Origin of the sequence: Duganella sp. Root198D2 (genome assembly GCF_001428585.1) — a bacterium.
Taxonomy (GTDB): Bacteria; Pseudomonadota; Gammaproteobacteria; order Burkholderiales; family Burkholderiaceae_D; genus Rugamonas.
The window spans coordinates 68,564-92,329 of sequence record NZ_LMIC01000010.1 but is presented as its reverse complement, the minus strand read 5'-3'; the positions used below and the strand labels follow the sequence as shown (position 1 = coordinate 92,329).

At 64.3% G+C, this 23,766-nt stretch carries 30 protein-coding genes; 25 read left to right on the top strand and 5 right to left on the bottom strand.

What is annotated here, in order from left to right:
• Positions 1 to 17: 17 nt before the first annotated feature.
• Positions 18 to 902, bottom strand: coding sequence for an AraC family transcriptional regulator (locus ASE26_RS11425; protein WP_057246270.1), 885 nt, complete (start codon positions 900 to 902; stop codon positions 18 to 20).
• A 151-nt stretch (positions 903 to 1,053) separates the two neighbouring features.
• Between ASE26_RS11425 and ASE26_RS11420 the strand changes: the two genes are divergently transcribed.
• On the top strand, positions 1,054 to 1,662 hold the full coding sequence (locus ASE26_RS11420; RefSeq protein WP_055927517.1) for a DNA-3-methyladenine glycosylase I: 609 nt from the start codon (positions 1,054 to 1,056) through the stop codon (positions 1,660 to 1,662).
• Positions 1,663 to 1,742: 80 nt separating this feature from the next.
• The gene (locus tag ASE26_RS11415) at positions 1,743 to 3,641 is read left to right on the top strand and encodes a hypothetical protein (RefSeq protein ID WP_055927520.1); all 1,899 of its coding nucleotides are present in this window, start codon (positions 1,743 to 1,745) and stop codon (positions 3,639 to 3,641) included.
• Here the strand turns inward: ASE26_RS11415 and ASE26_RS30575 are convergent, their stop codons facing one another.
• On the bottom strand, positions 3,642 to 3,806 hold the full coding sequence (locus ASE26_RS30575) for a hypothetical protein (protein WP_156409916.1): 165 nt from the start codon (positions 3,804 to 3,806) through the stop codon (positions 3,642 to 3,644). It lies immediately after the preceding gene.
• A 182-nt stretch (positions 3,807 to 3,988) separates the two neighbouring features.
• On the opposite strand from ASE26_RS30575, the gene ASE26_RS11410 reads away from it, so the two are divergent.
• On the top strand, positions 3,989 to 4,756 hold the full coding sequence (locus ASE26_RS11410) for a hypothetical protein (protein WP_156397919.1): 768 nt from the start codon (positions 3,989 to 3,991) through the stop codon (positions 4,754 to 4,756).
• 2 nt (positions 4,757 to 4,758) lie between these two features.
• On the opposite strand, the gene ASE26_RS11405 is transcribed toward ASE26_RS11410, so the two are convergent.
• Positions 4,759 to 5,715: a phytanoyl-CoA dioxygenase family protein gene (locus ASE26_RS11405; protein WP_057246269.1), complete on the bottom strand. Its 957-nt coding sequence runs from the start codon at positions 5,713 to 5,715 to the stop codon at positions 4,759 to 4,761.
• Between the two features lie 204 nt (positions 5,716 to 5,919).
• On the opposite strand from ASE26_RS11405, the gene ASE26_RS31825 reads away from it, so the two are divergent.
• Positions 5,920 to 6,042 carry a hypothetical protein gene (locus ASE26_RS31825; protein ID WP_255357542.1) on the top strand — a complete coding sequence of 41 codons (123 nt, stop codon included), beginning with the start codon at positions 5,920 to 5,922 and terminating at the stop codon, positions 6,040 to 6,042.
• A gap of 48 nt (positions 6,043 to 6,090) precedes the next feature.
• Here the strand turns inward: ASE26_RS31825 and ASE26_RS11400 are convergent, their stop codons facing one another.
• Positions 6,091 to 6,471, bottom strand: a complete 381-nt coding sequence (locus tag ASE26_RS11400; RefSeq protein ID WP_057246268.1) for a hypothetical protein — start codon at positions 6,469 to 6,471, stop codon at positions 6,091 to 6,093.
• 213 nt (positions 6,472 to 6,684) lie between these two features.
• Here ASE26_RS11400 and ASE26_RS30570 point away from each other — a divergent pair, with 213 nt between their 5' ends.
• From ASE26_RS30570 to ASE26_RS11375, 7 genes are all read left to right on the top strand, one after another.
• A complete protein-coding gene (locus tag ASE26_RS30570; RefSeq protein ID WP_156397920.1) occupies positions 6,685 to 6,840 on the top strand; it encodes a hypothetical protein in 156 nt (51 codons plus the stop codon).
• Positions 6,841 to 6,924: 84 nt separating this feature from the next.
• The gene (locus ASE26_RS11395) at positions 6,925 to 7,137 is read left to right on the top strand and encodes a hypothetical protein (RefSeq protein ID WP_055927531.1); all 213 of its coding nucleotides are present in this window, start codon (positions 6,925 to 6,927) and stop codon (positions 7,135 to 7,137) included.
• A gap of 10 nt (positions 7,138 to 7,147) precedes the next feature.
• Positions 7,148 to 7,303 (top strand): hypothetical protein, encoded by a 156-nt coding sequence (locus ASE26_RS31185; RefSeq protein WP_200953780.1) that lies wholly within the window; start codon positions 7,148 to 7,150, stop codon positions 7,301 to 7,303.
• 33 nt (positions 7,304 to 7,336) lie between these two features.
• The gene (locus ASE26_RS11390; RefSeq protein ID WP_057246267.1) at positions 7,337 to 8,977 is read left to right on the top strand and encodes a hypothetical protein; all 1,641 of its coding nucleotides are present in this window, start codon (positions 7,337 to 7,339) and stop codon (positions 8,975 to 8,977) included.
• Between the two features lie 160 nt (positions 8,978 to 9,137).
• On the top strand, positions 9,138 to 10,133 hold the full coding sequence (locus ASE26_RS11385) for a class I SAM-dependent methyltransferase (protein WP_057246266.1): 996 nt from the start codon (positions 9,138 to 9,140) through the stop codon (positions 10,131 to 10,133).
• A 2-nt stretch (positions 10,134 to 10,135) separates the two neighbouring features.
• Positions 10,136 to 11,662, top strand: a complete 1,527-nt coding sequence (locus ASE26_RS11380) for a class I SAM-dependent methyltransferase (RefSeq protein ID WP_057246265.1) — start codon at positions 10,136 to 10,138, stop codon at positions 11,660 to 11,662.
• Between the two features lie 92 nt (positions 11,663 to 11,754).
• On the top strand, positions 11,755 to 12,180 hold the full coding sequence (locus ASE26_RS11375) for a hypothetical protein (protein ID WP_055927543.1): 426 nt from the start codon (positions 11,755 to 11,757) through the stop codon (positions 12,178 to 12,180).
• A 4-nt stretch (positions 12,181 to 12,184) separates the two neighbouring features.
• Here ASE26_RS11375 and ASE26_RS11370 read toward each other — a convergent pair whose 3' ends face one another.
• Complete coding sequence (locus tag ASE26_RS11370; protein ID WP_229208139.1) at positions 12,185 to 12,802, bottom strand: RNA polymerase sigma factor; 618 nt, start codon at positions 12,800 to 12,802, stop codon at positions 12,185 to 12,187.
• Between the two features lie 211 nt (positions 12,803 to 13,013).
• On the opposite strand from ASE26_RS11370, the gene ASE26_RS11365 reads away from it, so the two are divergent.
• From ASE26_RS11365 to sctT, 14 genes are all read left to right on the top strand, one after another.
• Positions 13,014 to 13,808: a hypothetical protein gene (locus ASE26_RS11365; RefSeq protein ID WP_156397921.1), complete on the top strand. Its 795-nt coding sequence runs from the start codon at positions 13,014 to 13,016 to the stop codon at positions 13,806 to 13,808.
• Positions 13,809 to 13,820: 12 nt separating this feature from the next.
• Positions 13,821 to 14,336 carry a hypothetical protein gene (locus tag ASE26_RS11360; RefSeq protein WP_057246264.1) on the top strand — a complete coding sequence of 172 codons (516 nt, stop codon included), beginning with the start codon at positions 13,821 to 13,823 and terminating at the stop codon, positions 14,334 to 14,336.
• Positions 14,333 to 14,671 carry a hypothetical protein gene (locus ASE26_RS11355; RefSeq protein ID WP_055927552.1) on the top strand — a complete coding sequence of 113 codons (339 nt, stop codon included), beginning with the start codon at positions 14,333 to 14,335 and terminating at the stop codon, positions 14,669 to 14,671. Before ASE26_RS11360 ends, ASE26_RS11355 begins: the two co-directional genes overlap by 4 nt.
• Positions 14,668 to 15,123 carry a hypothetical protein gene (locus ASE26_RS11350; RefSeq protein ID WP_229207089.1) on the top strand — a complete coding sequence of 152 codons (456 nt, stop codon included), beginning with the start codon at positions 14,668 to 14,670 and terminating at the stop codon, positions 15,121 to 15,123. Before ASE26_RS11355 ends, ASE26_RS11350 begins: the two co-directional genes overlap by 4 nt.
• Positions 15,104 to 15,373: a hypothetical protein gene (locus ASE26_RS11345; RefSeq protein ID WP_156397922.1), complete on the top strand. Its 270-nt coding sequence runs from the start codon at positions 15,104 to 15,106 to the stop codon at positions 15,371 to 15,373. The genes ASE26_RS11350 and ASE26_RS11345 overlap by 20 nt, the downstream gene beginning before the upstream one ends.
• 12 nt (positions 15,374 to 15,385) lie before the next feature.
• Positions 15,386 to 17,476 (top strand): type III secretion system export apparatus subunit SctV, encoded by a 2,091-nt coding sequence (gene sctV, locus ASE26_RS11340; protein ID WP_055927558.1) that lies wholly within the window; start codon positions 15,386 to 15,388, stop codon positions 17,474 to 17,476.
• Positions 17,477 to 17,555: 79 nt separating this feature from the next.
• Positions 17,556 to 18,536, top strand: coding sequence for an FHA domain-containing protein (locus ASE26_RS11335; RefSeq protein ID WP_055927564.1), 981 nt, complete (start codon positions 17,556 to 17,558; stop codon positions 18,534 to 18,536).
• Between the two features lie 26 nt (positions 18,537 to 18,562).
• Positions 18,563 to 19,897 carry a FliI/YscN family ATPase gene (locus ASE26_RS11330; RefSeq protein ID WP_057246263.1) on the top strand — a complete coding sequence of 445 codons (1,335 nt, stop codon included), beginning with the start codon at positions 18,563 to 18,565 and terminating at the stop codon, positions 19,895 to 19,897.
• Positions 19,894 to 20,364: a hypothetical protein gene (locus tag ASE26_RS11325; protein ID WP_057246262.1), complete on the top strand. Its 471-nt coding sequence runs from the start codon at positions 19,894 to 19,896 to the stop codon at positions 20,362 to 20,364. The genes ASE26_RS11330 and ASE26_RS11325 overlap by 4 nt, the downstream gene beginning before the upstream one ends.
• A 2-nt stretch (positions 20,365 to 20,366) precedes the next feature.
• A complete protein-coding gene (locus ASE26_RS11320; RefSeq protein ID WP_057246261.1) occupies positions 20,367 to 20,990 on the top strand; it encodes a hypothetical protein in 624 nt (207 codons plus the stop codon).
• A gap of 13 nt (positions 20,991 to 21,003) precedes the next feature.
• Positions 21,004 to 22,023 (top strand): type III secretion system cytoplasmic ring protein SctQ, encoded by a 1,020-nt coding sequence (gene sctQ / locus ASE26_RS11315; RefSeq protein WP_057246260.1) that lies wholly within the window; start codon positions 21,004 to 21,006, stop codon positions 22,021 to 22,023.
• On the top strand, positions 22,020 to 22,679 hold the full coding sequence (gene sctR, locus ASE26_RS11310; RefSeq protein WP_057246259.1) for a type III secretion system export apparatus subunit SctR: 660 nt from the start codon (positions 22,020 to 22,022) through the stop codon (positions 22,677 to 22,679). Before sctQ ends, sctR begins: the two co-directional genes overlap by 4 nt.
• A 10-nt stretch (positions 22,680 to 22,689) precedes the next feature.
• Positions 22,690 to 22,953 (top strand): type III secretion system export apparatus subunit SctS, encoded by a 264-nt coding sequence (gene sctS, locus ASE26_RS11305; protein ID WP_082507188.1) that lies wholly within the window; start codon positions 22,690 to 22,692, stop codon positions 22,951 to 22,953.
• A 3-nt stretch (positions 22,954 to 22,956) separates the two neighbouring features.
• Positions 22,957 to 23,754: a type III secretion system export apparatus subunit SctT gene (sctT, locus tag ASE26_RS11300; RefSeq protein ID WP_055927584.1), complete on the top strand. Its 798-nt coding sequence runs from the start codon at positions 22,957 to 22,959 to the stop codon at positions 23,752 to 23,754.
• Positions 23,755 to 23,766 lie beyond the last annotated feature (12 nt).

Sequence of the window (23,766 nt, the reverse complement as noted above, 5' to 3'; positions counted from 1 at the left end):
TGATCCTCTTTGGCGTATCAGGCAGCGGCAGCGTCGCGCCGCATGGCGCCGATATCGCGCTTGGGCGGCGCGCCGAACAGGCGGCTGTATTCGCGGCTGAATTGCGAGGGGCTTTCGTAGCCGACCTTGAACGCAGCGCTGGCGGCATCGAGCTGCTCGTTCAACATCAGGCGCCGTGCTTCATTCAGGCGCAGCCACTTCTGGTACTGCAAGGGGCTCATTGTAGTCAGCTGGCGGAAATGCAGGTGCAGGTTGGATGCGCTCATTTTGACGTGCGCTGCCAGCTCGTCGATGTGCAGCGGCTGCGCGTAATGCAGGCGCAGCCAGTCGAGCGCTCGTGCGATGCGGAAGCTCTGGGTACCAACCGAGGCGATCTGGCGCAAGCGCGCGGACTGGTCGCTGAGCAGCAGCCGGTAGTGGATTTCGCGTTCGATCAAAGGGGCCAGCACTGGCAAGGCTTCGGGCTCGTCCAGCAGTGCGATCAAGCGCTGGAAGGGCTCGGCCAGCCCGGGCGTCATGCTGCCGATAGCAGCCACTCCCTGGATGGCAATGTCGGCCGGCGTTGGTCGCCTGCTATGCGTCGCCAGTTCGGCAATGGTGCGCAGGTCGAGCTTATACACCAGGCCAAGGCAAGGGTGGTCCGGGCTCGCTTCCAGTACCTGCGAGCTGCCGGGGAGGTTAAGGGAAGTCACCATGAAACGCTGGGCATCATAGCGGTAGCACTGTTCGCCAATCACCAGCTGCTTGGCGCCTTGCGCGACCATCACGATGCTGGGCTCCACCAGGCAAACGTTCGGCGTTGTCGGCTCGTTGCGCCGGTACATGTACAGGTTGGTAACCGGGGACTGGTAGTCTTCGACGTCCTCGGTCCATTGTGCGATAGCGTTAGCCAGGGATTTCATGCGGGTCTCAACGAATTTATCGCGCTGAGCATAACACCGCCGCCAAATTTATTCAGGGTCCGGCATGAGATGTTCGCTTGACAAGGTCGACGGGAGCGTCCTACCATTTATGTAGGACGAGTGTCCTAATCCATTTTTTTTAGGGAGGAGCATGGTGGGCGAACTGTTTGCTGGGCCAGATGGCGGCGCGCGATGCCGTTGGTGCGGTGCTGCGCCGGAGTTCCTGCATTACCACGACCTCGAATGGGGTTTTCCGGTCGTCGACGACGCCCGCCTGTTCGAGAAGATCTGCCTGGAGGGGTTCCAGGCAGGACTGAGCTGGCGGACGATTCTGGCCAAGCGTGAAAACTTCCGGCGTGCTTTCCATAACTTCGATATCGGACGCATTGCGCGTTTCTCGGAACGGGACGTTGAGCGCCTGCTGCGGGACGAGGGCATAGTCCGCCATCGCGGCAAGATCGAAGCGGTAATCAACAACGCCAAGCGCGCGAAAGAGCTGATCGCAAGCGAGGGATCGTTGGCGCGATTCGTCTGGAAGTTCGAACCGGCCCAGGATGCGATGGCCGCACCGCAAACCGTTTCGACTTCCGATGAGGCCATCGCCCTTTCCAAAGCGCTCAAAAAACTGGGCTGGAAATTCGTCGGGCCGACAACTGTCTATGCCTTCATGCAGGCCATGGGGCTGATCAACGATCATGCGCATGGGTGCGTCGTGCGGGAGCGGGCGGCATCGGCGCGCTCCAGGCTCAAGCGTCCATGATTCGTAAGAGGAACCAAAGCAGTTGCTGGCGCCACCAAGTGAGGTCGTTTCGGTGACCGAACAGAGTGAATGGAGATGCAATGCTCAATCGAGCCGGCTACAGTCCCTTGCCAGCCTTGCCGCCGACTGCGGGCGGTACGCAATCCTTGTCGCCGCCGGCGCGCGCACCGGCGCAAGGCAGCCCGCAGCCGTCAGCGCGCATGCCTGCGCCGCGCGCCGGGACGGTACATCCCTTGCAGTCGCAATGGCGCGGCTCTACTTCGCAAGCCGAGGGGCCGCCGTCGCAATCGGTAGGCTGCAACAGCACCGTGCTGGACATGGTGAAATGGGACACCAAACATAACGTCGACATGGTGGGCAACGTCCTGGTACTTGGGCATGAGTCGCGTGCCCACGATCCCCGGCAGCGAAATGCCGGCGGATCGCCAGAGCCGAAGATAAAGCTTGCGCTCGATAGCGGCACGCTTTCGCCGGCAGACGCCCGGTACGCGGAGATGTTGGGCAAGCAAGCTGCGGTGAACATGCTGCATAACACCACGCGGCGTTACGACTTGCACGGAACACCCGCAGCGCAGTTTATCCAGGATGTCTGCGACTGGCTGGGTGATCCTCGCACACGGATGACTGCGGGCGCACTGGGCGACATCGTCAGGGACGTCGGCGAAATGGTCCATGCCCAGGAGAGCAAGGACCTGGGCCCCTCCCGCGCCCCGCGCGAGGCCAAGCGGATGCCGATGGAATGCCTGACCCATCTCGGCTACGCGATACGGGATATGCGGCACGACGCCCGCCCCGAACACCGCCAGTTCCTGAAAGAGCTGGGATACGAAACGATGGACCGCACCATGCAGCACAAGTTGCGGCCCGACGAGACCAAGGACTGGTTGCGCCAGGTGGAGGCTGATTGCCGGCAAGCGGGATTGGAGGGCCTTGGCAAACTGGTGAAACGCCTGCGCCACGACATCCCCGCCTCGGCGGACGGCTACGAGACGCGGCTGCACGACAACATCTACGGGCGCGCCATGGAATCGGTGCTGATCGCCGAACTGGTTCGCGACCCGCCGGCGAACGTCAAACAGGGCATGGGCGCGCTGGCTTTGCACCTGGACCTGGCGTTGAAGGCGCTGCCGCGGCAAGCGCAGCAGGATGTTGCGCTCCAGGTGCAAGGCATGATGCGTCACGAGCGGCGGGGCTGGCAAACCAAGTCACCGGAGCTTGAGGCCTTTTTCAATGCGCGCCCCGAGCATGCTCTCGGCGCGCTGAAGCGCCTGTTGCGCGCACCGATGGACAATGGCTTTGATTGCATCGCGATTCCATACGTGAGCGTCAAGATGTCGCTATGCATGCAGGCCCACGGCGCTGCGCCATGGATGGGCAAGGCGAACCGGAATTACGCCAATGTAGTGGGCCCTGCGGCCGCGCGGCTGACGGAAGGAGCGGCCAATGCCAACCGCATGGCGCCGAAATCAGGAATCACCATGCACCACCAGCCCGACATCGTTCGCGGCAGGGAATCGGCCATGCATCCGGGAGACCGGAACCGTCCCAACCTGGAGCAGGCCAGTCCGGAATTGCACACCGCACTCGAACATGGCGTATCGTTCGTCAGCGGGGTGTCCGGCTCGACCAATATCGTGATGCACATGGTGGGCGATATCCTGGACCAGGGCGGGAAGGTCGATCCGAAGGACGCCTTGCTGGGCACCATGATGTTCCTGAACTACGACGGCGGCCACTCGATGCACGAGGCCATGTGGGTCGGCAACCAGCTGGATCGCAGCCTTGACCTGAAAATGGACATGCCGGGTGGCGATCCGCGCAACTTCGTCGCCGACTATGATCGTTTCATCGAGTCGTTCCCACAAGCCAAGGGCCGCGACCAATTACGCGCCGCTGCCGATATGGCCTGGGACAAGACCCTCGACCATTTCGGTCGGCACAGCCACTTCTCACCGGAGAACCGGCCGCCGATAGCTTGATCACCTGGATTTTGAGGCAGTTCCTGGTTGCCTGGACTTGCCCTCGGATGCAGCTGACTGCTTGTTGCCTTTTGCAGAAGATGCGTTGCCCGCATTTTTGCTGTTCTGGGTTTCTTGCAGCTTGCTGTTGCGCCCATTTTTTCCGGCTTGGCTTGGCTTGCTCATGATTTCCTCCGTGTTCAGCAGGATTACTGCTTCAATGATAATTGCAGCCCGCTGCCAGGATGTAGGAGTGACGCCTGACCGGACGTAGGCGAGTGGCCAAGCCGGTGTATGGCGACGAACGCTATACTTGCAGGGTCCACTTTTCCCGAAGTTCGATGCGCGCCTGGCCGTTGTTATCCATTTTGACAAGTTTCCTGCTCGTGGGGCAGGCGGAGGGCGCTTGCCAGCCGCTGCGCTACGGCTATACGGACAAGGCGGTGCCTCCTTATTACAACGGCTCCGGGCCGGAGGCTCCTGAGCCGCCTGGCGCACTGGCCGAACTCGCGCGCGATGCCGCGGCCAGCGCCCGTTGCCGGGTCCAGATGGTGCGCATGCCGCCGGCGCGCCTGCACAAAAGCCTGGACGAGGGGGCGATCGATGCGATGTCCCTGTTTGATCCGCAGGTGGTGGGCGAACTGCCGAATGTCGTTTATCCGCGCGACAAGCAAGGCAAGCTTGATGCGGCGCGCGCCATGCCGCTTTACGTCGTGGTTTTTGTGCGCGCGCGCGACTACCTGCCGGTCGATGCCGATCCGGCGGTCACCTTGCGCGGGCGTATCGTCGGTGTTTCGCAAGGCGCGCCGCACGTCAAATACCTGCAAAGCGCAGGTGTGGAAGTCGATGCCGGCGCCTCCAATCCCGACCTCAATTTCGAAAAACTCAAGCTGGGGCGCATCGACGGCTTTGCCATTTCGCTGTCGACGCCGGAGGACATGGACGCGCCTGTGGCGGCGCGCTACGGCAAGGAGTTCATCCGCCTGCGCAAGCCGCTGCTCGTCATTAACTCGTGGCTGGCGTTGAACCGGGCTTATTACGAGAACAACCGCGAAGCTTCCGAGGAGATCTGGAACTGGTACGGTTCCCACGGGCGAGCGCACCTCAACACGCTCTTGAAAAAATACCGGCGCTAAGCTCAGTTGCGCCGGTACTGGCGGGCGAACTGGAAGATGTGCTCCCAGGTTTCCGGGAAATCGCCGGGGATGCGTCGGTTGTACATATAGATTGCGCCGGCGATTGCCTGCAGCCTGGCTTCGAACGGCAATTGCAGCCCGGGTCCGAAATCGAGCGAAGCGAAGCCGGTGCGGGCGGTGTCGGGATTGATTTCGTGCAGGTCGCAATCGCGGTTATGAAAGTAGATGCCGACGCTGATGCGCGGCTGCCTGGCCCGTGCGCTGCTGCGACCGCCCCAGTGCAGCACGTGGGTATTCCATCCCAGGGGCGCGCCGGCGGGAGCGGGCAGCGCACGCACGTTCTGCCAGTCGCCCAGGTCCAGTTCTATCTGTTCGCCCTCCGGCCCCAGGCTTCGGTCCAGGTTCTGCGGCAGCACGTACATGCAGGCGTTGAGGGGGCTGACGTCGGTCAGCGGAATCCAGATATTGAGTATCCGCGGGCGGCCATCGGCGCCGACGGCTTGCGGGTGGTGCAGGTCGCGGTGCGGCCCCCAGCCGGTGGCGTTTTCCTGCGGCGCCACGTGCCAGGCCCAGATATCGGTGGGCATCATCTGGTAACGCTCGCCCAGTAGCTGGCGCAGGACGGGGTCGAGCGGCGCGAACATCTGCCAGAAAGCGTCGTAGACCATGCAGAAAACAGGTGGAATGCCGCGCTGTACCAGCCCGCCGATCACTTGTGCGAGTTTGCCTGCATGGCTGCGCGGGATGATGGGGCCGGCCTGGAAATAACCTTCGGCGAGGGCGTCCGCCACATGGCGCCCGGGCTCGCCCAGGCCGGGCAGGGCGGTCGGTGCCGGCTTGGCCAAGGGCGTTGCGCTGATCGGCATGTCCGGATTCATGTCCAGCCAGAATGCCAGTTGGCCGGCATGGGCCAGCGGCGAAGGAGAAGCTGCCTGTGATTGTTGTTCTGCGTAGTCCATTTGCTCGTCTCAAGTGAGAACGCCGGCAAGCGCTGACAGGGGCCGCGCAAATGCGCCCGGCACCAGGCCTGCCGATAGGTGGCTGCGCCGGCTGCGCTGGTTCCGCGCTGCCGTTGCGCTGCGATGGAACGCATGCGCTGTTTGCTGCCACTCAGCTTGGGGCGCTGCTGCCCTACACCATATCAACCTTGAAAGGAGTCAGAAATGCTGCCAATACTTGCCGCAATCGGTCGCGCCGTCCTGCCTGAAGTTATCAATACCGCTGCCAAGGTCCTGGGCGGCGGCTCGGAGCAGAAGCCGTCAAACCCGGCGGACGACATCATCTAAGTGAAGCGCTTGCGGCCCCCAAGGCCGCAAGCGCAAGCCGGAGCCTGTTCAACCGCTGGTGATATCCGCTCCGGATTCTTCCCGTCCCTTATCCTTGATCTTCTCCAGCGTGGCGACGCTCACCCCCAGCATGCCCGCCAGCTTCTTCATTTCTTCCGCCGAGATGGTGCCGTCCTGCAGCTTCTTCAGCAGCTTTTGCAGATCGTCCTCGTCCTCGCCACCGCCACCGCCGCTTTTTTCCGCCTGGTTGGCCTTGAGGCGCGACTCCAGTTCGTGACTGATCGCGTCGCGGGCAGCGGAACTCAGGTTGTCCTTTCCCAGCATGTTGATCAAGTCTTCATTGGACTTGAATTTCAGGCTGTCCTTGAAAAGGTCGCTGGCCTGGGAGGAAAAATTGAAGCCGCCGACCGGTGAAAATTGAATGCCCATATCTGCTCCTTTGATGGTTGAGGTTTTCCTGCGCATGTTCCATTACATAACGCACCGATAGGTAGCGGCTTTACGGCATACGGTTCCACGCAAGAGGCAAACCAAAAATCGAATTCGATGCATGGAACTGCCGGCGCACCGGCCTCCACATATCGCTACCGTCGCAACGCAATGCGTAAGGCGGCAACTTCAACCACAACCAAGGAGGTAACCATGTCTGGAATGACCGCAATCACTTCGTGGATCGGCGCCGGCGGCGCTATCGCTGATCAGGAAGCTACCGCTGCAGCAAAAGAAGCAGTGAATGCCAACGCCGCGAAACTGAAGCTGGCGAAGGCTGGCCAGGACAACGCCTTGTCCCTGATCTAAGCCCCCTCAAGCCCGCCAGGGAGTGAGGTGAAGGGGTGGAACCATCCGGTTCCACCTCTGTTGCATCGATCAAAGGAGAACCATATGAGCAGTTACCAGAACAGCATGTTCGCGCCATCGCAGGCGCGCCCGGGCCAAGCCATGGAAAAGACCAAATCCATGCCGCTCGGCCAGGCCGCGCAGATGGGCGCCGCCGAAGCCATGGAGTTCCAGCTGTGGGTTTCGCAGCAGGGTACTTCGCTGGCCAAGCTGAAGGTCTTTAATGCGATGGCCAAGACGATCAACGACCAGCAATAGGAGCGTCACAATGTCCGACTCAAGAACACGCTCAGCGCGCGCCAACGAAGCGAAGTACGTCCGCCAGCTGGAGGAAGTCGCTGCCGCAAGGAGCGACGTCAACAACGTGGCAGTGTTCACCAAGTTGATCAAGAAAGCGGAAGAGATTTCGCAGGCGGCAGTGTAGACGCGCCTTTAATCACTCGACTAAGGAAACAGCATGTCTGCCACGATTACCACTACCACCACGACGATCACCACCACCTTTGACAACGACACGCCGGGCCTCTTCCGCCCGTCGTTTACCGGGGGCTCGCCGCTTGGCGCGGAATCGAGCGACATCCTGTTTGCACCTTCGCAGCGTCAGCAGGGCTCGTCCGATCCGCTGGCCGACGTTCTCGACGAATTGGGCCTGCCACCGTGGCTGAAGAACGCCGCCAGGAACATGCTGCTTGCGGGCGACGGCGGCAGCCAGCTACCGTCGGAATCCAGCGCAGCCAAGACCATCAACTCCTTCCAAAGGGACAACGGCATCCGCTACCTGTCGCCGGACCAGGTGAAACAGATGGCTGAAACGGGCTATTTCACCGACAAGAACGGCAAGACCCGCCTGGTGGATGACGACGTACGACTGGCGGCCCAGAAGATGATGGCCAACGGCGGTGAGCTGTACCGCAAGCTGGAATCGGCCAAGAACGGCGAGCATGACGGGAAGCTGAGCCAGGAGGACTATCGCTATGCGGTCAAGGATGGCACCATTTCGGCCAACGGCGGTTCCGACTATCCGTCGACGATGCGCGGCATTTCGCTGCTGGACTTCATGAACGCGATCATGAACGGCAATATCTCGTCGAACCGCCCGAGCGAATATGGCGCTGCCAAGACCATCAACGATTTCCAGAAAGAGCATGGCATCAGCCACCTGTCCATCGACCAGCTGCAGCAGATGGCCGAAACGGGCTACTGCAAGGACAAGAACGGAAAGTTCATCCAGGTGCCGGAGGAAGTGCAGGATGCGGCCCGTGCCATGGCGGCCAATGACTTCGAGCTGTTCAAGAAGCTTGAAAGCGCTACGAACGGCAAGCATGACGGCTCGCTGAGCATCGGCGACTTCGGCGAAGCGGTCAAGGATGGTTCGATCAGCAAGGGCAGCGGCTTTATGCGTGATGTCGGTTTCGAGCTGGAGCCTGAGGGCGGCTTCGAAGGACTGCCATCGCGTGCCGATGCGGCCAGGACGATCAAGGACTTCCAGAAAGATAACGACATCCACCTGCTGGACGTCAACCAGGTCCGGCAGATGGCGGAAACAGGCTACTACACGGATAAATCCGGCAGGAGCCGTCCGGTTCCGGACGATGTGCGACTGGCTGCGCAGCGCATGGCGGCCAACAACTTCGAGTTGTTCAAACAGCTGGAGTCGGCAACCAACGGTGAACATGACGGCAGATTGAGCCAGGGCGATTACACCGAAGCGGTCAAGGACGGCACTATCCAGGGCCGCAGCGGCCACCAGCCGGATTATCGCTACATCAGGAATCCGGATGACGTCTGGACGGGCAGTGGCGACCGGACTTCGGCCACGGCGGCAAGTCGCACCATGCAGGAATTCCAGGCGCAGCACGGTATTCGTTTCCTGAATGTCGACCAAGTGCGCCAGATGGCGACCACCGGCTACTGCACGGACAAGGATGGCAATACCATTCAGGTGCCGGAAGAGGTGCGGCAGGCGGCGCAGCGCATGGCGGCCGATAACTATGCTCTGTTCAAGGAGCTGGAGTCGGCCACCAACGGCGAGCATGACGGCCGTTTGAGCATGAAGGACTACCGCAACGCCGACAGGGATCGCTACTTCGCCACCTGATCCCTGACCCACCAAAGAGGAGTTCAACATGAGCGCGAATGCGAATATGCACCGTGAACGGCCCGCGCGCGAGCAGGAATGCACAACGCTCGACGAGGGCTTCAACTGGCACCGCATCCGGCGCCTGACCCGCAAAGCCTGAGTGCCAGGAGACGCCGATATGGACAAGCTTTGGTGGGAACCTGGGCCGGAGCACTTGAACTTCGCCTGTGTGCTGGGCGGCATCGAACCCGTGCCGCTAAGCCGGGCCTTCAATTGCCTGGTGCTGGGCTGCGACGGCGGGTCCGCGCAGGCTGCCGCCGCTGGCAGCCATCCGCACGGGACGTTCCATGCAGCCGATGCGGGAACGGACCTGGACGCTGCTTTGCCGCCGATGGACTTCATCGTCCTGCGCGGCGCTTATAGCTGGCTGGATCGAAATCAGCGGCAGCAGGTCGTTGCGCTTCTCAATCGTTGCCTGAAGCCTGGCGGCGTGGCCTACGTCGGCTACAACGCCATGCCAGGCTGCTGCAGCATCCTGCCTTTGCAGCGCCTGGCGCGTGAGCAGGGCAGGCTGCATGCTGCCATCCAGGTTGAACAGCTGCGGGGCGCCAGTGCGGCATATTTTGCAGACAACGATACGCCTGCCATGCGCAGCCGCCTGGACGCCTTCGGTCCGGCATGCCATGAATTCAGCCAGCGCGGCTGGGAGGCCCTGTACCACGCCGACGTGGCACGCACCCTGGCGGATGCCAAGCTGGAATACGTGGCCTCGGCCAACCTTTGGTGGAGTGATCCCGGCCGCTACCTGACGCCAGCCCAGCACGCGCTGCTGGAAGCGCAAACTATCCCGGTATTGCGCGAGACGGTGCGCGACGTCCTGCTGGATACGGCATTCCGGCGCGACGTCTATGTAAGGGGCGCGCGCCGCATGCATCCCATGCGCCAGGCGGAATGGCTGGGAAAATGCCGCCTGGCCCTGGCCGCCGCCGAGGGCGAAGGGCGGAAGGAAGCGCTTCTCGCGCCCATGCTGGATGCCTTGGCCGGCGGGCCCCAGGCCATCGCTGCGCTGGCGCACCTGCCTGCGATGCAGGGCAAGAACGTGCTTGAAGTGGCGCGGCTGGCCGGCTTGCTGCTCGACTCCGGCCACGCGGTCATCTGCAACCAAGGAGCGTGACAATGGATTGGAACGACGGCTACGTGGCGGACCTGGACTATCCGGCAGCGTTCTTTGCCGAGCAAAGTCCCAGCCACCTGAGTATTGCCTGCATCCTCAACGGCGTCGAGCCGGTGCCGCCTGACCGGACCTTTACGTATTTCGAGCTGGGCGCGGGCATGGGCCTGACGTCGAACATCCTGGCGGCCAGCCATCCGCAAGGCCGCTTCTATTCCAATGACTTCAATCCTGCCCATGTGGCAGCCGCGCGCCAACTGGCGGACGAGGCGCAGCTGGAAAACATGACGGTGCTCGAATCCAGCTTTGCCGAGCTGGCGTCTGGCAAGGTCGACCTGCCGCCGCTTGACTACATCACCATGTACGGCATTTACAGCTGGATCACGCCCGCCAATCGCCAGTGCGTCGTGGATTTCATCGGCCGCTACCTGAAACCCGGCGGCATCGTCTACGTCAACTACAACGCTTTGCCGGGCTGGACCCGCACCTTGCCCTTGCAGCGCCTGTTGCTGGAGCACGCGAACTGCAATCCCGTGCCGCGGATCGCGCAACTGGAGCAGGCGCGCGACCTGGCGCGTAAGCTGGCGGAGGCCGGCGCCGCCTACTTCGACGGCAGCAAACAATTGGGTTACCGCATGGCTTCCCTGGCGCGGGACAAGGCCGGCTACCTGGCGCACGAATACCTGAATAGCGGCTGGGAGCCGCTTTATCATGCCGACGTGGCAGGCGAGCTGGCTGCCGCAGGGCTCGACTTCGTCGGTTCGGCGGACCTGCCGCTTGCCTTCATGGACGATTATCTGACGGCGCCGCAGCAGGCGCTGCTGGCGGGCATTGCCGATCCCCGCTGGCGCGAAACGATGCGCGACTACCTGCTCAATACAAGCTTCCGTGAAGACGTCTACGTGCGCGGCGCCCGCAGAATGGGAGAAGAACGCCGGGCCGGCTGGCTTGCCAGGCTTGGGCTGGTCCAGACGTCGGTGGCGGAAACCGCCCCAGCGCCCGCTGCCGCGCCCGGGGACGACAGCGTGGCACAGCGCGCGATCGTCGACGCACTGGCAGCCGGGCCCAAATCCCTGCCGGAGCTGGCCGGCCCGCGATGCGAAAGCCTGCAGGCAACCGCGCGCCTTGCGGCACGCCTGGCCGCCGCCGGCAAGGCAGCGATGTACTTCCTTGGCAGCGAGACCGTCGATCCGGCGCCGGCCATGCGTCTCAACCGGGCTATCGCGGCCCAGTCGACCTTCGGCGACCATTACCAGGCGCTTGCCGCGCCGCGCCTGGGCGGCGGACTGCACTCCGGCCTGGCACAGCGCCTGGTCTACCAATGCCTGGCGCAAGCACCTGCCGATGCACAGCCTGACGCACATGACGTCAGCCGCCAAGTGGCCTGCCTGCTGCAGGGACACTTCGCAAGCTGCATTCCGGGCAGCCCTGCCGAAGCTGCGTTGCATGAGCTGCGCGAGGGGCTGCCGCGCACGGTGGCGGCGATCCTGGCCCTGCGGCTCCCTATCTGGCGCACACTGTACATGCTGTAACAGGGTAGCCTGCTAGAATATGCCGGCCATGGGCCAGCGTCGGGCCCGGGGCGGCATCCGGGCCGCGTGCGCGACGACATGGGGCATTCGCAGTGCAAGCCGAACATCCAGAAAGCAGGGAATTCGATGGCTCCGGCCACGCAGCCAATGCGCTGCTGGCGGAGCTTTGCGCATTATGCGGCCAGGATGCCTCCTCTCCGCCCGTCCTGGAGCTGCGCTTCGGGCTGGTCGTGACGCGTACCGCGGTGGATTCCGCTGAAGGGGGAGCCTGGCTCACCATCTCGGCGCGGTTGCCGGCGCAGGGCCACGACGGCTACGCGCCGCTAGGCCGGAACGCCCGCTTCGACGGACTGGATTGCATGTGGCACGCCGACGAAGGCTGCCATATCGCGGTACGGAGGATTGCGCTGGCCCGCCTTGGCGACGAGCGCAGCGTGATGGATGCCATACTGGAAACGGCCGACATGGCCCAGGCCTGGCATGCCAGCCTGGCGCTGGACCAGCCTCCGGCCTGCTGAACCTTCATTCGCGTCCGCACTGGCGGCGCGCCGCAGCGCGTACCCGGGCCACACGCGATCTTACGGTACCGATCGGGATATCCAGCTCCCTGGCCGCTTCTTCGTAGCTCTTTTCCCCATCCAGCACCGCCTCGAAAGTATTGCGGATGGCCTGCGGCAGTTCCCCCAGCAGGTTCTCCACCAGTCCCGCCATCTGGCGCAGCTCGCACAGCAGGGCCGGATCGGCATGCGTGTCGACGATCTGTTCCAGGAAGCCGTCGTCGGTTTCCTCGTAACGGTCGGCGCAGTTGCGGCGTACCTGGTTGCGCGCAAGGTTCAAGGCAATGCCGAACAGCCAGGTGGAAGGCTTGGACAAGCCGGAGAACTGGTCGGCGCAGCGCAAAGCTTCGACGAAGGTGTTCTGCACCACGTCCTCCGCATCGCCCGGATTGCCCAGGTAGCGCTGCACAAAGCGCAGCAAGTGGGTGCGGTGCTTCTGGTACAGATGCACCAGGTCGATGCCGCCGGGCGCCTTGGCCGGCGCCGGATGCAGGTTGAAGACATTGGCACTGGCAAGGACCGGCACCGGTACGGCGTAGCCGGTGCTATGGATATCGGTGGCAGCAAGCATGGTTTGGTACATGAGTTCCCCCACTGGGCAGGATGGTATCGTCGGGCAGGGCGCCTTGTGCAGTGGGCGCCCCGGCTTGTGTAAGGTGAAAGATAGCAGCCGGTTTGCAGTCTGTAGCGCTTCCGTGAACATTGATGAGACTTTGAAAAAAGTTGAGGAAAGGCGTCTGGATTTACCGTCGTTTGTGCGGAACCGCGCCGGCCGGCGCTGCCACTGATGCCGCATGAAGAACGTATATAACTCCCCCCCGAGCCCCGTTGCACTGGAGCTGCAGGCACGGCTTGCGAAACCGGAAGCTGCTTCCGCCAATAGCTTGCGGCAATCACACGTGACGGTCGACCTGAAGTCACGTGAATCAGTCGATATCGAGGCTGGCGTGAAGGAGGAACTGGCTTTCCTGAACAAGACGCTGGAACAGCGCCGGGTGCCGGTGACGGTCAGGACGGCGCCGCGCGGCTCGCTGCGCGACAAATCACGCAGCCAGCAGGCCAGCAAGGCAGCGCACGTGGGCAGTCCGGGGCAGCTTGACGAAGGGCACGATGAATGGCATCCCGTGCAGCGTGCATTGGAGATGCTGCGCGAGGACAGCAGCCAGCAGGGCCGGGCAGCTGCGGAAGCGATGCTTGCCGAACGCTTCGATATGGTCCAGAGCTATAACGCCCTGCTGGAGGCACTGCGCGAAGCCGACCAGTTGGAGGGCTTGAGCGCCTACAGGAAGAGGGCGCTGAAAGGCGCGCTCAACGAGATGATGAGCGACATGATGCAGCGTAGTTCGGGCGACCTGCGCCACACGCTGCAGGAAACCGAGGAACTGCATGGCGCCATGGAGTCGATGGCGGAAGAACCGCTGCCGACGACGCGCGAACTGCGCTTCCTGATCGGCGGCAAAGCAAAAGGCCGCGTGGACGTGCCCCTGACGCCACTGAGCATGCTCAAGGCGCTGATACGCAATTTCGGCGCGGAGCACTGCGTATCGGCGATGGAAAGCCTGCGCTCGCGCATGATGGCGGGACTTTAAAGGGAGGGCGGCATGGGAGCGGATTTGCGGCGGGATCCTGAGCGCAGGATGGGGCGCTACTGGCTGACGATGTCGGATGCAAAGGCCTTCACCGTCGTCAGGTCGGTATTCGAAATCGCCGAAACGCTGCGGCGCGACCTGGCCGACCAGGCGGCGCTGGTGGCGCAGCCGGATGTGCCGGAACTGGCGGTGCAGCTGTTGACAGCTGCGGAAACCGGTTGGGGCAAAGCCAAGGCTGCCACTTTGATGGCGCAATTGGGCGATGTGAAGCCGCTGCGTGCTGAGGCCCGCTGCAAGGCATGGTCGCTGCTGCGCTCCGCCATGGAGGCTTTGCCTGCGACCCTGTGGGCAACGGACAAGCTGGCGACCCGGCGCGAGCTGCTTGACGAATTGCAGCGCCAGGCCCACGCAGCGCACTCCGAACTTCCCCTGTTGCCAAGCAAGGCGGAGCGCCGCGAACAGGAATGGCGCGACAGTATCGCTGCGCGCTCCAGGGGCGAGCGCGATGCCATGAGGGGCAGGCAATGAAAGAAGAGCTGAACGAGCTGTATACGCAGCTGGCCGCGCAGGCCCGCCTGCATGGTGCCGTGGCCACGGCGGCGCTGGCCGGCGGCACGCGATTGTTTGTCTATCCGCTGGAACGCGGCGTGCTGCTGGCGCTTGGCGTGGGCGCAGGGGAAGGACCGCCGCGGCAGGCAGGGATCCTGCTGCGCCGCCGCGGCGCCGATGTGCGGCGTTTGGGAGCATGGCTGCCGGCGCTTTTCGCCGACGGCAGCTGGTACCTGGTACGCCGCTGCGCCGATAGCGAGGCGAACGGCCTGGACGACCACGAATGGCTGGCGGCCGAGGAGTTGCTACGGTGATCAACACGCGCCTGAACGATGCGGCAGGCCTCGGCTTGCAAGGACTGGCCGACGCCGGCGAGATCCACAGCCTGGCGCCCTCGCTGCAGACGGGCAAATCGCGGCCTTTGCTGCTGCCGGCGGAGGAAGCCTTGTCGCTCCCTCCGCCGGTGCCCAGTGCCGATCCCAAACTGGCGCTGCTGGCCGAAGCCGTGGGGCCGGAGCTCAGTTTCGATAACCCGGTCTGGCGCGGCAACCCCCTGCCTTCGCTGCGCGGCCTGCAAAAAATGCTGATCGAGCAGGCGCTCAAGCACCCTCTCGAAGCGCGAGGTCCCGCCTTGCGCGCCGTCCAGGTGGTGGAAACGGCAGTGCAGCTGCGGCTGCGCTGGCAGCAGATGCGGCGCAGCGACGCCGAACCGGATCGCGCATTGCAAACCGCTGGGGGAGGCGAGGATGAGACAGCGCAGCACTAAGGCGGGAATGGCGGAAGAACTGGGCGCGGCCATCGGCCTGGTTTGGGGCCACATCGGCGCGATGCAGCATGAGGAGGCCCATGCGCTGGCCAGCGCATGCCTGGAACTCTGGCCTGGCGAAAAGAACCTGTTGCTGCTGGCCGGCTACGCGGCGACGGAGCTGGGCATGTCCGCCGACATGGCCGCACTGCGCCGCGCGTTCGGTGCGCAACCTTGCCTGGAGCTGATCTCCCGGCGCCAGCCTGCATAAGGAAATCACAGCATGCAATCGATGGCTATCGTCTTGTTCCTGAACGGGATCGCCGCCAAGGTGGCCAAGCGCGCCGAGCTGCTTGCCGCCGGCCTGGTGATCGGCATTGTCTTCATGCTGGCCTTGCCGATGCCGGTCTGGCTGCTGGACATCCTGATCGCCTGCAGCCTTGGCGCTTCGGCGCTGATCGTGATCGTCGCCATGTATATGCCGGGACCGACGGCATTTTCCACTTTCCCGGCAGTGCTGCTGCTGACCACTTTGTTCCGGCTGGCGATCTCGGTATCGACCACGCGCCTGATCCTGCTGGAGGCCGACGCGGGACATATCGTCGAGACCTTCGGCAATTTCGTGGTGGGTGGCAACCTGGTGGTGGGCCTGGTGATCTTCCTGATCCTGACGGTGGTGCAGTTCATCGTCATCACCAAGGGTTCGGAGCGGGTGTCCGAAGTATCGGCCCGTTTTTCGCTCGATGCAATGCCCGGCAAGCAGATGTCGATCGACAGCGACCTGCGGGCCGGCATCCTGACGGCGGAAGAGGCCAAGGAGAAACGCGCCAAGCTGGGACAGGAGAGCCAGCTGCACGGCGCAATGGACGGCGCCATGAAGTTCGTCAAAGGCGATGCGATTGCCGGCATCTGCATCGTGGCCATCAACCTGGTGGGCGGCATCTCGATCGGCATCGTGCAGCGCGGCATGGAAGCGTCGCAGGCGATGCAGGTGTATTCGATACTGACCATCGGCGACGCCCTGATTGCACAGATTCCGGCGCTGCTGATCTCCCTCGGCGCGGGCATGATCACCACGCGCGTGAGCGGCGATGGCGACGAGGGCGAAGAGAGCAATATCGGCCAGGACATTGTGGGGGAGCTGTTCAAGGAACCCAAGGCCTTGCTCACCACGGCAGCCATCATGCTTTTGTTCAGCGCCATTCCCGGCATGCCGACCCTGGTTTTCCTGACGCTGGCACTGGGCCTGGCTGGAGCGGGCGTGATCGGCATGCTCAAGCCGCTGGCCGACGCCGAAAAGGAGAGGGCGGCACAGGAGAAGGAGCGGCAGAACGCCAGCATCGTCGACCTGACCAACTTTTCCGCCACCACGCCCTTCATCCTGCGCATGCCGGAGTCGATGCGCGATACGCCCGATGCGGAGACTATCCGCGTAGCCGTGCGCGTCATGCGCAATGGCATGCTGGAGCGGCGCGGCATCCCCGACCTGAAACCTATCGAATTCGAATACCACCATTCCATTCCCGAAGGGCGGGTGCATTTCCTGATGGCCGAGGTGCCGTTGATCGACGAAGAGATCCGGCTCGGTTGGGGTTCGACCCAGGAGGCGGCGGGACGCTTGCAGGAGCTGGGCTTCACTGCCGTCGAAGCCCCAGTGGCCGGTTCGCGGCGCCGGCGGACCTGGGTGCGCATCGAGGACGAAGCGGCGCTGTCCGAAGCCGGCGTGCAGTACCAGCGCTGGGAGGCTGTTTGCGGCGCCGATATTGAAGTCGAAATGCTGCGCAACTGCCAGATGTTCGTCGGCGTCAATGAAGTGATCCGCTTCACGCGCTGGGCAGAACGGCGCTATCCGGAGCTTGGCAAGGAAGTCAACAAGACCCTGACCTTGCCGCGCCTGACGGAAGTGGTGCAGCGCCTGACACGCGAGGGCGTATCCCTGCGCAATGCCAGGCTGCTGCTGGAAACGACCCTGGACTGGGCCCCCAAAGAACGCGATCCGGACGTGATTGCCGATTATGTGCGGCTGGCCCTGAAGCGCCAATTGTGCTTTGAAGTGGCGCGCAACGGGCTGATCGAGGTGATCCTGCTGTCGCCGGAACTGGAGGACCTGCTGCGCAACGCCATGCGCCAGACCAGCCAGGGCAGCTATCTCGATATCGATCCCGAGACCGAGCAGATGATCCTCGACCGCCTGGGAGAGCTGTCGCACAGCGTGAGTTCTCCGGTGGCGCCGCCAGTGCTGGTGACGGCGGCGGACATCCGCCGCTCGGTGCGCAAGCTGATCGAAGAGGAGTTCTTTTCGGTGCCGGTGTTCGCCTTTTCCGAATTGACCCAGCACCTGCGGATCCAGCCGGTCGGCATGATCGAAGCGTAGTTGACGGAACCTGCCGGAGCCGGCTTGCCACTCATCGTTGCGGCGCGATCGGTGCGCCGGAAACTGTGGAGGTGGAGACATGGGCGAACTATCCGGGCTGGAATTGCGGATCCTGAGTGGACTGCATCGCGGCGCCAGCCTGCCGCTGGGCGGTGAGCGCTACGTGATCGGGGCCAGCGACGATGCGGATGTGGTGTTGCTTGATCCAGGCATAGCGAACCGCCACGCCACGCTGCGCCATGACGGCGAGCGCTGGCTGCTCGCGGCGCTGGAGGGAAGCCTGCGCGCTGCCGGCTCGGACGCGGAACTGGAGGAATATGTTCTTGCGCCGGGCGCCAGCGCGCGAATCGGAGCGGTCTGGATCGGCATTGCCGATGCGGCGGCTCCGTGGAGCGAGCCGCCGCCGGCGCCGCCCGCCGGCGTTGCCGGCCCTGGGCCTGAGCCTGGCGCAGGACCGGGCCAGGGTGCGCGGCCTGCGGCGCAGGTCCCGCCGCCATCGCCTGGAAAGCAGGGAAAGCCGGGGAAGCATCGCAGCCGCGCCATCTGGCTGCCTGTGGCCGCCAGCACCGTGCTGGCAGGCGCTGCCTCGCTGGCCTTCAGCGCCAGGTCGGCTCCGGCGCCGGCCATGCGGCCGGTACCGGCCGCGCTGGCGGTGGTGCCGCAAAGCTCCAAGCCGACGCCCGCAGCCCTGGCCCAGGCCTTCCGCAAACGCCTGGCCGAGGTGGACATGCTGCGCCGCTTCGAACTGCAGCTCGATGAAGGCGAATGGCGCATGAAGGGAGCGCTGGACGAAGAGGAAACCCTGCGTTTCCGCCGTATCCTGGCCGATTTCGTCAAAGCGAACGACATCAGATTCCCGGTCGACGTGCAACTGGGCGGCGCCGATACCTTGCTGCCATTCCAGATCCAGCAGCTGGTGACGGGCAACCAGGCCAGCATCGTGACCAGCGACGGCCAGCGCCTTTATCCGGGCGACGAATACAAGGGCGTGCGCCTGACCGCCATCGACGGCAACCGCATCACCTTTGCCGGACGTGGGCCGATCGAGGTGCGCTGGTGAACGGAGTGGAGGCAAGCCTGCGGCAGATGCGCGCCGCAATTCCAGCGTGGAGTGCGCAGCTCCCGCCGCATCCCGGCTTCTCCAGCCGCGGCAAGGTGGCGCAAGTGCTGGGCACCTTGATCGAAGCGCATATGCCGCCGGTGCAGATCGGCGAACTTTGCCACCTCCACGGCCAGCAGCGCGGCAGCGCCCCGATGCTGGCGGAAGTGGTCGGCTTTACCGAGCGCTGCGCCGTGCTGTCGGCACTCAGCCCGCTGGAAGGCGTCTCCAGCAGCACGGTCATCGAACCGCTGCGGCGCGCGCATACGATCGAGGTGGGCGACCACCTGCTGGGCAGCGTGCTCGACGGCTTCGGTCGCCAGATGTTCCGCGCACCGGCCGCCAGCGACGTGGCGTGCACGTGGTGTACCACGGTGCCGGTGATCCGCGACGCCCCCCTGGCTGTGGAAAGGCCGCGTATCGTCACCCCGCTGCCTACCGGCGTGCGTGCCATCGACGGCATGCTGACCATGGGCCTGGGACAACGTATCGGCGTATTTGCCGGACCCGGTTGCGGCAAGACCACCCTGATGGCGGCGATTGCGCGCGGCTGCGAGGCGGAGGCCATTGTCTTCGGCCTGATTGGTGAACGGGGGCGCGAACTGAATGAATTCCTGGAGCACGAGCTCGATGAAGAACTGGTGCGCAAGACCGTGATCGTCTGCGCCACTTCCGACCGTACCTCGATGGAAAGGGCGCGCGCGGCGTTTACCGCTACCGCCATTGCCGAAGCGTTCCGTGCGCGCGGCAAAAAGGTATTGCTGCTGGTCGACTCGCTGACCCGTTTTGCGCGGGCCCAGCGCGAAATCGGCCTGGCGGCGGGCGAACCGCCGGCACGCGGCGGCTTCACCCCGTCGGTCTACACCATGTTGCCGCGCCTGATCGAACGTGCCGGCAGCACACCGGAAGGAGCCATTACCGCCATGTACACGGTGCTGGTCGATGGCGAATCGTCTTCGGACCCGATCGGGGACGAGGCGAAGTCCCTGCTGGACGGGCACATCCTCCTGACGCGCAAGCTGGCGGAGCAGGGCCATTACCCGGCTATCGACGTGTTGGCCAGCATCAGCCGCGTGATGAGCAATGTGACCTCGCGCGAACACCGCGCCGCGGCCGGCCAGTTCCGCGAACTGCTATCGCGCTACCAGGAGATGGAGCTGTTGATTCGTCTCGGCGAATACCAGCCGGGGGCCGACGCGGTGGCCGACCGCGCCATGCAGTTGCGCCCTGCGCAGCTCGAGTTCCTGCGCCAGTACACCGGCAGCGGCAGCGGCACGCCTTTCCAGGAAACGCTTGATACCCTGATGGGGATGCAGGCATGAGGCGCGGCAAGCGGGAAGTCGTCGATGTGGCTGAACCCAGGCGGCCGGACCGCAGCCTGGACCAGCTGCTTCACGTGCGCAAGCAAAGACTGGGGCGGCTCGAACGTGAACGCAGCAGCGCCCGCGAGAGCTGGCGCAGCAGCCGGCAGGCGCTGCACGACTATAAATTGCGCAAGCGCGAAGCTGTCCACCAGGCCGCGCAGTTCTGGCAGGAGTCGCGTGCGCGGTTCCTGCAGATGACAATCACCACGGGTGAGTTCCACGTTGCCAAGGCCCGCCATGCGCGCATGAAGGAAGAAGCGGCCAGCCTGAACCTGCGCTGCCATGAGGCTGTGCGTCAATCCCGGCTTGCAGGCGCGCGCTTTTTCGAAGCACGCGCCGAGGCGCGGCGCGCCCAGAAGCAGCAGGAAAAGCTTGGCGTCATGCGCGATGAGCTGAAAGCATTGAGCCGGCTGGCCGGGGAGTGAGGATGAACCGTCTGCCTCCCGTACTGCCGGGCCGCTGGCTGGACGAGCTGTTGCCGGGCCGGCCGAATGTCCGCACGGGGCAGCAGTCGGCATGGCGCTTTGCCACCACCGCCGCGGCGCAGCCGGCAGCAACGGCACAGGCTGCGCCAAGGCCGGCGCGGGCGTACGGCAAGCCGGCCGCACCGGCCCGGTCCGAGCCTCCACGGACGGTTCGCGCCGCCCCCAATCCTGTCCGCGAGCAGCTGGCCGAAGACCACGGCGCCTGGCGTACCGGCCAGGGCGGGAGCGGCGACGGGCAGGGTCGCAGCAGCGACGGTGGCGATAGCGGCGGGGAAGGCGATGCCGAACCGGCGCTGTCCGGCGCGGCGCCGCCAGGTGCCGAGGCGTTCGACGCCGAAGACATCGTGCCCCTGCTTCCTGCTGGTGACTGCAGCGGCATCTTTGAAGTGCAGCTGCCAGGGGGCGAGATGATGGGCGTGGCAGTCGATGCCGGTCCGTGCACTGTGAGCTATCACCTGAAACCTGCTGGCAAGAATCTCGCGGATCGCTTGCGTAGCCAGCAGAAGGAACTAACCGCCCGCCTGGAGCGACGTATAGGAAAGGATGTGACCCTGACCATACTCTAAGCGGAGGGCCGAAATGGCTGAAACGGAGTGGCTGCCTGCCGCGCATGCGAAGACCGTGCGATTGCAGAAAGATGCGATCGGCGCCGCCAGTGCTGCATTGAGCCGCCGCGTGGCATGCGGCTTGTGGTGCAGCCATGCCGGCATGGCGCTGCACCTCGAATGCGCCGCGCTGCCCGCCGATCCGCAGCCGGAAGCCGGCAGCGCCGCTATCGGACTGGAGGGCCCGCATGGAATGTTCTACCTGGAGGACGGCGCGGCGCTGCTGCATGGCCTGACCGGTATCGACCCCATGGCGGCGGCGCAGGCGCCGGTGGCCCAGCGCGAGTGGATGGATGGAGCGCTGCTGGGCCGCCTGGCGGGCACGCCGCTGGGCGGCATGCGTACGCTGCGGCGCGGCGCGGTGCCGCCAGCAGGGTTCGCGCTGACCGCCATGTACCTGCGTCTTGACGATGGCGCGCATATGACCGGTGCGCGCATCGGCGCCACGCCCGAATCCTGGCTCGCCCTGCTGGAACGCCACCAATGGCAGTCCAGGGCGCAGCCGCTGGGAGCATTGGCAACGCTGCGCATTTCGCTGCCGGTCACGCTGGCCAGCCACGTCCTGGCGCCATCGGCGCTGCAGGAACTGGGTGTGGGCGACATCATCCTGCCGGACAGCACCCGTTTCGATACGCAGGGCCTGGGCCGCCTGCCGCTTGGCGGCATGCAGGCGCGGGTGCGCTATGCGGCGCCAGGCCTGCTCACCATACTCACCATGGAGACGCAATTGAACTACGACAGCGAAGACGAAGCGGGCGCCTTACAGGATGCTGCCCTGGACCAGCTGCCGCTGGCCCTCAGTTTTGAACTGGGCACGCTCCAGCTGAGCCTGGGCCAGCTGCGCACCCTGGCCAGCGGCGCCGTGCTGCAGCTTTCCCAGGGCAGTGCCGACAGTATCGCCATCGTGTGCGCCGGCCGCCACCTTGGGCGCGGCGAGGCGGTGGACGTCGATGGGCGCCTGGGGGTGCGCATCACGTCCTGGAGTGCGGCATGATGAACGGACAGACGGACGTCGTCTCATTCTCGCTGATGCTGGCGGGGCTGGCACTGATCCCGCTGCTGGTGGTCACGACGACGTCCTTCCTGAAGCTGTCCATGGTCATGCTGGTGCTGCGCAGCGCCATCGGCGTGCAGCAAGTGCCGCCCACGCTGGCGATCTACGGTATTGCATTGGTGCTGACCGGCTTCATCATGGCGCCGACGATCCAGCAGATCGGGCAGCGCATGGCGCAGCCGGCGCCGCCGGGCGCCGCTGTGCAGGCGCCGCCAGGCCTGGCCAAGGCGATCGACGCTTTCGAGCCGTTGCGCGCATTCATGATCAAGCATGGCAATCCGGACCAGCGCGAACTGTTCCTGGCATCGGCAAAGAAGCTGTGGCCGGAGGACTATGCGAAACAGGCGCGCAACAACGACCTGCTGGTACTGATTCCGGCTTTTGTGGTTTCCGAGCTGCAGGCCGGCTACGAAATCGGCTTCCTGATCTACATCCCGTTCGTGGTGATCGACCTGCTGGTATCGAACCTGTTGATGGCGCTCGGCATGCAGCAGGTCAGCCCGCAAACCATCACCATCCCGCTCAAGCTGCTGCTGTTTACCCTGGTTGGCGGCTGGGGCAAGCTGCTGCATGCGCTGGCCGCCTCTTACGCCTGAAAGGAACCCCGTGGCAGATACCTTGAACTTTTTCCAGCAGGGCCTGTGGCTGGCCGTGATGCTTTCCGCGCCGCCGCTGGTCATCGCAACCCTGTGCGGCGTGACCGTCTCGCTGGTGCAGGCGGTGACGCAGATCCAGGACCAGACCTTGCCCTATGTGGTCAAGCTGGTGGCCGTCGCCGTTACCCTGGCGAGCATGGGACGCTGGATCGGCGTGCAACTGATCCAGCTCACGGACCTGGCGTTCACCATGCTGCCCGCCGTGGGGCGCTAAGCGATGCAATCGTCGTTGCTGCTCGATATACAGAATGCACTGGTGGCGCTGGCACTGGTGACGCCGCGCGTGCTGGTGTGCCTGGTGATATTGCCGGGGTTTGGCCTGAACGTCCTGACCGGCATGGCGAAGAACATGGCCGCAATGGCCATTGCGCTGCCGGCCGCGCTGCCGACCTATTATGCGGTGCAGCGTTTCGGGCCCGATATGCTGACCTGCAGCATGCTAATCTTCAAGGAGGCTGCCATCGGCCTGCTGCTGGGGGTATTGACGACCATGCCGCTGTGGGCGGTGCAGTCGGTCGGCTCGATCCTGGACAGCCAGCGTTCGCCGATCCAGATCCAGAGCAACAACGCCGGGGTCGACCGCGATGCCAGCATCATCGGCGGCGTGATGGTGCAGGCTGTCGTGCTGGTGATGGTGCAGGCCGGCCTGTTCGTCGCCCTGGCGCGCATCCTCGTCGAAAGCTACGCGGCCTGGCCTGCCTGGTCGCTGGCGCCGCCGTACGAGGCGGGGCATCTGGACTTGCTGGTCAAGCGTTTCGGCGAGCTTTTCTGGCACATCGTGGTGTACGGCGCGCCCGTAATCATTCCATTGATCCTGATCGAACTGGCCTTTGCCCTGATCGGCGTGTTTGCGCCCAACCTGCAGGTGTCGTTCGCTTCGTCGCCGATCAAAAGCCTGACGGGCGTGGTGATCCTGCTGTTGTACTGGCCGACCCTGTCGCATCACGTAGCAGGCGACTTCTCCAACCTGCTGGACCTTGCGGCCAGCCTGCTGGGCGCCCGGCACGGGCCGTGACCGCCTCGCGAG

Excerpts from the sequence above, each read along its gene's own strand:
- ASE26_RS11425 (WP_057246270.1), bottom strand. The coding sequence starts at position 902 with ATGAAATCCCTGGCTAACGCTATCGCACAATGGACCGAGGACGTCGAA.
- ASE26_RS11420 (WP_055927517.1), top strand. The coding sequence starts at position 1,054 with ATGGTGGGCGAACTGTTTGCTGGGCCAGATGGCGGCGCGCGATGCCGT.
- ASE26_RS11415 (WP_055927520.1), top strand. The coding sequence starts at position 1,743 with ATGCTCAATCGAGCCGGCTACAGTCCCTTGCCAGCCTTGCCGCCGACT.
- ASE26_RS30575 (WP_156409916.1), bottom strand. The coding sequence starts at position 3,806 with ATGAGCAAGCCAAGCCAAGCCGGAAAAAATGGGCGCAACAGCAAGCTG.
- ASE26_RS11405 (WP_057246269.1), bottom strand. The coding sequence starts at position 5,715 with ATGGACTACGCAGAACAACAATCACAGGCAGCTTCTCCTTCGCCGCTG.
- ASE26_RS31825 (WP_255357542.1), top strand. The coding sequence starts at position 5,920 with ATGCTGCCAATACTTGCCGCAATCGGTCGCGCCGTCCTGCCTGAAGTT.
- ASE26_RS11400 (WP_057246268.1), bottom strand. The coding sequence starts at position 6,471 with ATGGGCATTCAATTTTCACCGGTCGGCGGCTTCAATTTTTCCTCCCAG.
- ASE26_RS30570 (WP_156397920.1), top strand. The coding sequence starts at position 6,685 with ATGTCTGGAATGACCGCAATCACTTCGTGGATCGGCGCCGGCGGCGCT.
- ASE26_RS11395 (WP_055927531.1), top strand. The coding sequence starts at position 6,925 with ATGAGCAGTTACCAGAACAGCATGTTCGCGCCATCGCAGGCGCGCCCG.
- ASE26_RS31185 (WP_200953780.1), top strand. The coding sequence starts at position 7,148 with ATGTCCGACTCAAGAACACGCTCAGCGCGCGCCAACGAAGCGAAGTAC.
- ASE26_RS11390 (WP_057246267.1), top strand. The coding sequence starts at position 7,337 with ATGTCTGCCACGATTACCACTACCACCACGACGATCACCACCACCTTT.
- ASE26_RS11385 (WP_057246266.1), top strand. The coding sequence starts at position 9,138 with ATGGACAAGCTTTGGTGGGAACCTGGGCCGGAGCACTTGAACTTCGCC.
- ASE26_RS11380 (WP_057246265.1), top strand. The coding sequence starts at position 10,136 with ATGGATTGGAACGACGGCTACGTGGCGGACCTGGACTATCCGGCAGCG.
- ASE26_RS11370 (WP_229208139.1), bottom strand. The coding sequence starts at position 12,802 with ATGTACCAAACCATGCTTGCTGCCACCGATATCCATAGCACCGGCTAC.
- ASE26_RS11365 (WP_156397921.1), top strand. The coding sequence starts at position 13,014 with ATGAAGAACGTATATAACTCCCCCCCGAGCCCCGTTGCACTGGAGCTG.
- ASE26_RS11360 (WP_057246264.1), top strand. The coding sequence starts at position 13,821 with ATGGGAGCGGATTTGCGGCGGGATCCTGAGCGCAGGATGGGGCGCTAC.
- ASE26_RS11355 (WP_055927552.1), top strand. The coding sequence starts at position 14,333 with ATGAAAGAAGAGCTGAACGAGCTGTATACGCAGCTGGCCGCGCAGGCC.
- ASE26_RS11345 (WP_156397922.1), top strand. The coding sequence starts at position 15,104 with ATGAGACAGCGCAGCACTAAGGCGGGAATGGCGGAAGAACTGGGCGCG.
- sctV (WP_055927558.1), top strand. The coding sequence starts at position 15,386 with ATGCAATCGATGGCTATCGTCTTGTTCCTGAACGGGATCGCCGCCAAG.
- ASE26_RS11335 (WP_055927564.1), top strand. The coding sequence starts at position 17,556 with ATGGGCGAACTATCCGGGCTGGAATTGCGGATCCTGAGTGGACTGCAT.
- ASE26_RS11330 (WP_057246263.1), top strand. The coding sequence starts at position 18,563 with ATGCGCGCCGCAATTCCAGCGTGGAGTGCGCAGCTCCCGCCGCATCCC.
- ASE26_RS11325 (WP_057246262.1), top strand. The coding sequence starts at position 19,894 with ATGAGGCGCGGCAAGCGGGAAGTCGTCGATGTGGCTGAACCCAGGCGG.
- ASE26_RS11320 (WP_057246261.1), top strand. The coding sequence starts at position 20,367 with ATGAACCGTCTGCCTCCCGTACTGCCGGGCCGCTGGCTGGACGAGCTG.
- sctQ (WP_057246260.1), top strand. The coding sequence starts at position 21,004 with ATGGCTGAAACGGAGTGGCTGCCTGCCGCGCATGCGAAGACCGTGCGA.
- sctR (WP_057246259.1), top strand. The coding sequence starts at position 22,020 with ATGATGAACGGACAGACGGACGTCGTCTCATTCTCGCTGATGCTGGCG.
- sctT (WP_055927584.1), top strand. The coding sequence starts at position 22,957 with ATGCAATCGTCGTTGCTGCTCGATATACAGAATGCACTGGTGGCGCTG.